The organism is Stenotrophomonas maltophilia R551-3 (genome assembly GCF_000020665.1).
Lineage (GTDB): Bacteria > Pseudomonadota > Gammaproteobacteria > Xanthomonadales > Xanthomonadaceae > Stenotrophomonas > Stenotrophomonas maltophilia_L.
Genome location: NC_011071.1, coordinates 344289 through 352500 on the forward strand (window position 1 = coordinate 344289; position 8212 = coordinate 352500).

The window sequence follows — 8212 nt, forward strand, 5'->3', positions numbered from 1 at the left end:
CACCTGCTGTAAAGCCGAGCCCATGCTCGGCTGCTCTTTCCCGAGATCACGCGGAGCCGAGCGTGAGCTCGGCTCTACCGGGAATCAGCGGGCCTGATCTGCTGGCACCAGCCCCTTCAGCTCGCGATAGCGCTGCAGGCTGCTGTCGATCTCGGCCTTCAATGCCTGCTGCTGCTGCAGGAATCCTGCCTGCAGGCGCTGCTGCGCCTGCAGCTGCACATGCCGTTGGCGGATCGCCTCGGCCTGCTTGTCGGCCACCTTGCCGCCGGCCAGCTCACGGTCACCGGCGGCCGACAGCAGCGCCACCAGCGACTCGCGCAGGCTGGTGACGTTGTACTCGGCGGTCTTCAGGTTGTTGTCCAGCACTTCCTGGCGCTCGGTGAACACCCGGCGCAGGTCGTCCTCGCTGCCATAGGTGGACAGCATCGCCTGCTCGGTACGCTGGCGGGTCTGGGTGGCCATCAGGTCCAGCTGTTGCTGCTGCGCCACGGTGCTGGCGGCAGCGCGCTCCTCGTCGGTCAACGCGCGCTGGACCTGCGCGTTGCGCAGGCCACTCTTCGCGTTGAACTCCTCGCGGGCATGGTTGACCGCATCGGCCGGTAGCGAATCACTGCAGATCCGCTCCTTGCCCTCGTTCCAGCAGTACAGCTTCTTTTCCGCTTTGCCGCTGTCGCGCGACTGCGCCGGCACGGCGAACGGCACGGCCAGCAGCAGGCCGGCAAAGAGAACAGCAGGAACTCGGGACATGACCTTTCCCCTGGGTCGGTCAGCGGATCGAACGGACGCCGTACTGGGCCCGGTAGGCTTCCAGCGGCTGCCGGTAACCGACAAGTTCCGGGTTGCCGGAGGCGAAATCAAGCAGGTCGGCCAGCGTCGCCACGGCGATCACCGGAATGCCGGCCTCTTCGGCCACCGCCTGTGCGGCGGAGCGATGGTCGGTGTCCGAGGCGATCTCCTGGCGGTCCAGCGCGACCACGATGCCGGCCGGGATGCCACCGGCGTCGCGGATGATGCCCAGCGCTTCGCGGATCGCAGTGCCAGCGGTGATCACGTCATCGACGATCAGCACGCGCTTGCCATTCATGTCGGCGCCGATCAGCTGGCCGCCTTCGCCATGGGCCTTGGCTTCCTTGCGGTTGAACGACAGCGGCAGTTCGCGGCCACGCTGGGCCAGCTCGCAGGCCATCGCGGTGGCCAGCGGAATGCCCTTGTAGGCCGGGCCGAACACCACGTCGTACTTGATCCCAGTGGCGTCGATGGCGTCGGAATAGCACGCGCCCAGCTGCGACAGCAGGGAGCCGGAGTCGAAGCGACCGGCGTTGAAGAAATAGGGGCTCAGCCGGCCGGACTTGAGGGTGAACTGGCCGAAGCGGAGGGCATCGGCGGTCAGGGCCAGCTGCAGGAAACGGTGACGGTGGTCGCTCATCAAAACTCGATTCATCTTCATTTGGAGCACAAATCCTAATCCAGCTGGGCGTTTCGCGCTCGTCCAGCACCTTGTGAAGGGTGCCCGGGCGGTGCCTGGCGGACTGCGCAGCCCGGCAGGCAACCGGTATGCTTGCCCGGTTTCCCGCCGCAGGTCCCCCGCATGCGCATCATCAGTTTCAACGCCAATGGCATCCGTTCCGCCGCGACCAAGGGCTTCCTCGACTGGTTCCGTGCCCAGGACGCCGACGTCCTGTGCATCCAGGAGACCAAGGCCCAGGAAGACCAGCTGACCGACCCGATGTTCCGCCCGGACGGCCACCACTGCTTCTACCGCGACGCGATCACCAAGAAGGGCTACAGCGGCGTGGCGATCTACAGCAAGCGCGAGCCGGACCAGGTCATCACCTCGCTGGGCTGGGCCCCGTTCGACGACGAAGGCCGCTACATCGAGGCGCGCTACGGCAATCTCAGCGTGGTCTCCTTCTATATCCCGTCCGGCAGCTCGGGCGACCTGCGCCAGGGCTTCAAGTTCGAAGTGATGGAATGGCTGCGGCCGATCCTCGAAGAGTGGGCGCGCAGCGGCCGCGACTACGTGCTGTGCGGCGACTGGAACATCGTGCGTTCGGCGCTGGACATCAAGAACTGGAAGTCCAACCAGAAGAACTCCGGCTGCCTGCCGGAAGAGCGTGACTGGCTCAACGCGCTGTGCGCCGACCATGGCCAGGCCACCGATGTCGCCACCGGCCGCGGCTGGGCCGACGCCTACCGCCTGCTCAATCCCACCGGCGAGGATTACACCTGGTGGAGCAACCGTGGCGCCGCCCGTGCCAACAATGTCGGTTGGCGCATCGACTACCAGTTCATCACCCCGGGCCTGCGTGACCGCCTGCGCAGCTGCTCGATCTATCGCGATGAGCGCTTCTCCGACCACGCTCCGTTCATCGTGGACTACGACCTGTGACCGAGGCTGCCAAGCCGCGTCGGCCGTGGCAGCAGGTGGTGTCCAACCTGAGCCAGCGCAAGGTGCTGGCGATGCTGCTGCTCGGCTTCAGTTCCGGCCTGCCGATCTACCTGGTGGGCAATACGCTCGGTTTCTGGATGCGCAAGGAAGGCATCGAGCTGAGCACCATCGGGTTCCTCTCGTGGGTTGGCTTGGCCTACACCATGAAGTTCCTGTGGGCGCCCATCGTCGACAAGACAGATGTGCCCCTGTTCGGCCGCTTTGGCCGCCGTCGCGGTTGGATGCTGCTGTCGCAGCTGGTTGTGGTGGTGGGTCTGGTTGGCATGGCGCTGGTCCAGCCCAAGGGCGGCCACGTGCATTTCCTGGGCATCGCCTGGGAGCACATTGTGGTATTCGGGGTGATGGCGGTGATCGTGGCCTTCGCCTCGGCCACTCAGGACATCGTCATCGACGCGTGGCGCATTGAAAGCGCCGACAACAGTGAGCAGCTCGGACTTCTCACCTCATCCTCGGCACTGGGCTACCGCACTGCATTGCTGGTCACCGATGCGCTGATCCTGATCATCGCTGCCCGTGTTGGCTGGCAGGTCTCTTACGAGATCATGGCCGTGCTGATGGCGCTCGGTGTGGTGGCCGTGATCATGGCCCGCGAGCCGGCCCGCGAGGTTGCCGCCGTACAGGCACAGGCCACCTCGCTGTGGACCCCGCGGGGGCTGTTCGATGCCGTGGCGGGCCCCTTCATCGCCTTCGTCCGCGAACACCGCAGTGGCGCGATCCTGATACTGGTGGCGATCAGCGTCTACCGCATGGCCGACTTCGTCATGGGGCCGATGGCCAACCCGTTCTATGTCGATCTTGGCCTGGATGAGGACACCGTCGGTGCGGTGCGCGGCTCGGTTGGCCTGGTTGCAACCTTCGTCGGCATTGCTGCTGCAGGCCTCGTCTCGGTGCGCTGGGGCGTGCTGGCAGCGCTGCTGGTGGGAGCGGTACTGGGGCCGGCCTCCAACCTGGCCTTCGCATGGCTGGCCTACTCGGGGCCGGACACCACCCATTTCGCCGTAGCCATGGCGGTTGACAACTTCGCCAGCGGTTTCGCCGGTACGGCGCTGATCGCCTATATGTCCAGCCTGACCAGCATCGGATACACCGCGACCCAGTACGCCTTGCTCAGCTCGTTCTATGCGATGCCCGGCAAGGCATTGAAAGGGCTCTCGGGTTGGTCGGTGCAGACCCTCGCGCAGGGACGGACGCTTCTGGAAGGCTATGCGCTGTTCTTCATCGGCACGGCGCTGGTAGCGATCCCGGTGGTGATCCTGTGCGGACTGCTGATCCTGCAGCAGCGCCGACGCCAAACTGCCAACCCCGCCTGATTGCCTGACCGCCCGGTCTGCGGGATCATCGCCCCCGACGCGCCGAGGGGGCGGTGCCTTGCGAACGGGGAAGTGAGCATGGCCGACGTTGTGCTGCGGGACCTGGACCCGCTGTTGCTGGAACGCATCCGACGGGTCGGGGTCGCTCGCGGCTGGACCCACGAACAGACCTGCGAGGCCCTGCTGGAGCAGGGCTTGTTCAGCAGTGAACTGGAAGTCCGTTCCGGCTTCGGTGATCCCGAAGTGGATGCGCTCTCCGATGCCATCGCCGCCCTGCAGGCCCTGCCCGCAGGGCAGGGCTTCGACTGACCTGACACGTGGTCGCGGCGACACCTGCCCGCCGGGCATGGTTCGTCGCTACCGGGATGCTGCCGACGGGGTAGCGCCGGGCCATGCCCGGCGGATGTAGCCCCGCTCAGGCCAGGTGGATCGCGCCCAGGATCCGCGGGCCCTTCGCCCCGGTCACGCTCGGCAGGTTGCCGGCCAGTCCGTCCATCGTCCGCTGTGCCAGCCACGCGAAGCCCATCGCCTCCACGTATTCCGGGTCCAGCCCGTGCACTGCGCTGGATTCGACCACCACCCCCGGCAGCTGCGCCGCCAGTCGCCGCATCAGCTGCGTATTGCGCATGCCGCCACCACATACCAGCAGTCGCCGTGTCCGCGGCTGCTGCGCCAGCAGCGCATCGACCACCGTCGCCACTGTCAGCTCCAGCAACGTGGCCTGTATGTCGGCGGCGGCGTACTGGCCTTCGCCCATGTGCGCCTCGGCCCAGGCCAGGTGGAACTGCTCGCGGCCGGTGCTCTTCGGCGGCGGCAGCGCGAACCACGGATCCGAGCGCCAACCCGCCAGCAGGCCCTCGTCCACCGCGCCACTGGCCGCATACGCGCCATCGGCGTCGAAGGTGCGGCCGGTGTGGCGCTGGCACCAGGCATCCATCAGCGCGTTGGCCGGGCCGGTATCGAAGCCACGTACCGCGCCCTCGCGCGGGATCAGGGTCAGGTTGGCGATGCCGCCCAGGTTCAGCACGGCGCGGTCTTCATCGGCAGTGCCCAGCATGCCCAGATGGAATGCCGGCATCAGCGGCGCACCATGGCCTCCGGCTGCCACGTCGCGGCGGCGGAAATCACACACCGTGGTGATCCCGGTCAGCTCGGCGATGCGGTTGCCGTCGCCCAGCTGCACGGTGAACGCCGGGTCGGCCAGTGGCCGGTGGCGCACGGTCTGCCCATGCGAGCCGATCGCGCGCACCTGGCTGCGGTCCACGCCAGCCTCGGCCAGCAGCTGGTTGGCCGCCTCGGCAAAACGGATCGCAATCCGCGCGTCCAGTTCGCCGAGCTCTTCCAACGAATCCAGCGGCCCGCCTTCGCCCAGCGCCACCAGCCGCGCGCGCAGCACCGGCTCCCAGCGGGCGGTCAGCCCATGCACGAAGCGGCAGCCACCACTGGCGGGGAACTGCACCAGTGCGGCATCGATGCCGTCGGCGCTGGTGCCCGACATCAGGCCAAGGTACAGGGGGGCGTCGCTGTCGGCAGTCGTGTTCATGGCAGGCATAAAAAAAGGACGCGGCAAGCTTGGGCTGCCGCGTCCTCCTTCGTCAACGCAGGGCTCAGCCGCGCTTGCGGCCGTTGCCCGGCTTGTCCTTGGCACTGGCCACTTCAGGCGCGGCCTCGTCGCGGCTGGTCGGCGCCGGGCTGGCGTCGGCGTAGATCAGCTTCTCCATGCCCTGGATGCGGGCCATCGCCGGCGCGGTCTGCGCACGGAAGGCGACCAGCTCGGCACCCTTCAGCGGCTCCGGCGGCGGCATGGTCACGGTCAGCGGGTTGCGATGCTCGCCGTTGACGCGGAATTCGTAGTGCAGGTGCGGGCCGGTCGCCAGGCCGGTCGAGCCGACATAGCCGATCACCGTGCCCTGCGCCACGCGCTGGCCGGTGCGGATGCTCGCAAAGCGCGACATGTGGCCGTACAGGGTGGTGTGGCCGCGGCCGTGGTCGAGGATCACCACGTTGCCGTAACCACGCTGCACGCCGGCGAACTGCACACGGGCATCGCCGGCGGCCATGATCGGAGTACCGGTGCGCGCGGCGTAGTCCACGCCCTTGTGCATGCGCATCTTGCCCAGCACCGGGTGCTTGCGCGCACCGAAGGTGGAGCTCAGCCGCGCGAACGGGATCGGCATGCGGATGAAGCTCTTCTTCAGCGAACGGCCGTTGATGTCGTAGTACTCGGCCTTGCCGTTGCGGTCGAAGCGGAAGCCGGAATAGGTCTTGCCGCCGGTGGTGAAGGTCGCCGCCAGGATCTTGCTGGTGTCCACCTTCTCGCCTTCGCGCCAGGTTTCATCCATCACCACGCTGAAGCGGTCGCCCGGCTGCAGGTCCTTCGAGAAGTCGATGTCGTACTTGAAGATGTCGTCGGTCATCGTCGCGATCGCCGACGGAGACAGCCCGGCGCGGCGGGCCGCGGCGTACAGCGAGCTGGTGATCTCGCCGCTGGTGACCACGGTGCGCGTGGAGGTCTCGCGTTTGGTCACCTTTTCCTTGATGTCGTCGCCGGACAGGCTCAGTTCCACCCGGTTGTCGGCATCGCGGTCGAAGCGGATGCTGCGCAGGTCACCGGACAGCGGCATGTCGAACGCGATCTCGGCACCCGGCCGCAGCTTGGTCAGCGCCTCGCGCGCACCCGGGTGGTCCAGTACCCGGTGCAGGGTGGTAGCCGGGATGCCGGCCTTGTCGAACAGGTCGCTCAGGGTCTGGCCGCGCTGCACGCGCAGCACCTGCCAGCTGTCACCGGGTACCTGCTGCTGGCGGGCCATGGTCAGCGGCGGCAACGGCAGCGCCAGGCTGGTGTGGCTGTCGGCGAAGGGCGCGTCGATGGTGTGCGAGAAGCCGGGGACGATCGTCGCCACCAGGGCGCCGATGGTCGCGAACAGGCTGGCATGCATCCAATGGCGGCGGGTCCAGCGCTCATTGAAGGCGGCGGGAAGATGTTGCCTGAGCTTCCGATGCAGGGCGTTGTCGTGCAGGACGTGGAGGCGTTCCTGGAAGCGCTGCTTGCGTGCGCGCCCTTGTTCGGAATTGTGCATCGGCGGTTTTTTCCTGGCAGCCCGGGAGCGCGGGCCTGATCGCCGGTTACCATAGACACCTGAGAAAACGGCGTCAAACCCTTGTGCCCATTGGCTTTTGTGAAGCCAATCGGGTTAACTTTGCTTTAACACCCCACACAAGAATCGGCGTTGCCGGGAGTAGTCACGTGTCCTCGATTGAAGAAGCCCTTGCCCTGATCGGCCGTGGTGCCGACGAGATCCTCAAGCTCGAGGATCTGCGTGCGCGCCTGCAGGAAGGCCGCCCGCTGCGGATCAAGGCCGGCTTCGACCCCACCGCGCCCGACCTGCACCTGGGCCATACGGTGCTGCTGAACAAGATGCGCCAGTTCCAGGACCTCGGCCATCAGGTCATTTTCCTGATCGGCGACTTCACCGGCATGATCGGCGACCCGTCCGGCAAGAGCCTGACCCGCAAGCCGCTCAGCAAGGACGACGTGCTGGCCAATGCCCGTACCTATGAAGAGCAGGTGTTCAAGGTGCTGGACCGCAGCCGTACCGAAGTCCGCTTCAACTCGGAGTGGTTCGGCAAGATGGGCGCGGCCGACATGATCCGCCTGGCCGGCCAGCACACCGTGGCGCGCATGCTCGAGCGCGACGATTTCGCCAAGCGCTACGCCGCCCAGCAGTCCATCGCCATCCACGAGTTCCTGTACCCGCTGGTGCAGGGCTACGACTCTGTGGCCCTGGAAGCGGACGTCGAGCTCGGCGGTACCGACCAGAAGTTCAACCTGCTGATGGGCCGCGGCCTGCAGGAGCACCACGGCCAGAAGCCGCAGGTGGTGCTGACCATGCCGCTGCTGGAAGGCCTGGATGGCGTCAACAAGATGTCCAAGTCGCTGGGCAACTACATTGGTATCAGCGAGCCGGCCATCGACATCGTCACCAAGACCATGAAGGTGGACGACACCCTGATGTGGCGCTGGATCGAGCTGCTGTCCTTCGACATCAGCCAGGCCGAAGCCGTGCAGCTGCGCGAGCAGGTGGCCAATGGCGGCCTGAACCCGCGCGTGGTCAAGCTGCGCCTGGCGCGTGAACTGGCGACCCGCTTCCATGACGCCGCAGCGGCCGAACAGGCGGTTGCCGGTTGGGAGGCGGCGGTGACCGGGCAGGGCGACATCACCCAGCTGCCGCTGCAGGACGTGGCGATCCCGGCCGAAGGCCTGCGCATCGCCGCGCTGCTGACGGCGGCCGGCCTGACCCCGAGCAACTCCGAAGCCAACCGCAAGCTCAAGGAGCGTGCGGTCAAGGTGGACGGTGAAGTGGTGGAAGACGGCCAGCAGGTGCTGCAGCCGGGCTTCGAAGGCCTGCTGCAGGTCGGCAAGCGCACCTTCGCCCGCGTGCGCCTGGTCGCT

8 protein-coding genes (1 of these 8 running past the window's edge) are annotated in these 8212 nt (G+C 67.0%); 4 read left to right on the forward strand and 4 right to left on the reverse strand.

Annotated features, from left to right (window positions below; all coding sequences use genetic code 11):
• Window positions 1–84: 84 nt before the first annotated feature.
• Both SMAL_RS01485 and pyrE read right to left on the reverse strand, forming a co-directional pair.
• Window positions 85–747: a hypothetical protein gene (locus SMAL_RS01485; RefSeq protein WP_012509822.1), complete on the reverse strand. Its 663-nt coding sequence runs from the start codon at window positions 745–747 to the stop codon at window positions 85–87.
• A 19-nt stretch (window positions 748–766) separates the two neighbouring features.
• The gene (gene pyrE / locus SMAL_RS01490) at window positions 767–1426 is read right to left on the reverse strand and encodes an orotate phosphoribosyltransferase (RefSeq protein WP_012509823.1); all 660 of its coding nucleotides are present in this window, start codon (window positions 1424–1426) and stop codon (window positions 767–769) included.
• A gap of 162 nt (window positions 1427–1588) precedes the next feature.
• Here pyrE and SMAL_RS01495 point away from each other — a divergent pair, with 162 nt between their 5' ends.
• The 3 genes from SMAL_RS01495 to SMAL_RS01505 all read left to right on the forward strand — a co-directional run bounded on the left by SMAL_RS01495 (window position 1589) and on the right by SMAL_RS01505 (window position 4068).
• A complete protein-coding gene (locus tag SMAL_RS01495; protein ID WP_006388246.1) occupies window positions 1589–2389 on the forward strand; it encodes an exodeoxyribonuclease III in 801 nt (266 codons plus the stop codon).
• Window positions 2386–3759: an AmpG family muropeptide MFS transporter gene (locus tag SMAL_RS01500; protein ID WP_012509824.1), complete on the forward strand. Its 1374-nt coding sequence runs from the start codon at window positions 2386–2388 to the stop codon at window positions 3757–3759. The genes SMAL_RS01495 and SMAL_RS01500 overlap by 4 nt, the downstream gene beginning before the upstream one ends.
• A gap of 78 nt (window positions 3760–3837) precedes the next feature.
• A complete protein-coding gene (locus tag SMAL_RS01505) occupies window positions 3838–4068 on the forward strand; it encodes a hypothetical protein (RefSeq protein ID WP_012509825.1) in 231 nt (76 codons plus the stop codon).
• Window positions 4069–4174: 106 nt separating this feature from the next.
• Here the strand turns inward: SMAL_RS01505 and SMAL_RS01510 are convergent, their stop codons facing one another.
• Window positions 4175–5302: an anhydro-N-acetylmuramic acid kinase gene (locus SMAL_RS01510; protein WP_079993560.1), complete on the reverse strand. Its 1128-nt coding sequence runs from the start codon at window positions 5300–5302 to the stop codon at window positions 4175–4177.
• Window positions 5303–5366: 64 nt separating this feature from the next.
• Window positions 5367–6839, reverse strand: a complete 1473-nt coding sequence (locus SMAL_RS01515; RefSeq protein WP_006388279.1) for a M23 family metallopeptidase — start codon at window positions 6837–6839, stop codon at window positions 5367–5369.
• Between the two features lie 167 nt (window positions 6840–7006).
• Between SMAL_RS01515 and tyrS the strand changes: the two genes are divergently transcribed.
• A protein-coding gene (tyrS, locus tag SMAL_RS01520) for a tyrosine--tRNA ligase (protein ID WP_006388280.1) crosses the window boundary here: on the forward strand, window positions 7007–8212 show its 5' portion. The gene runs 6 nt beyond the window's last position; the window shows 1206 of its 1212 coding nt (coding positions 1–1206); its start codon is at window positions 7007–7009; its stop codon lies off the right edge, out of view.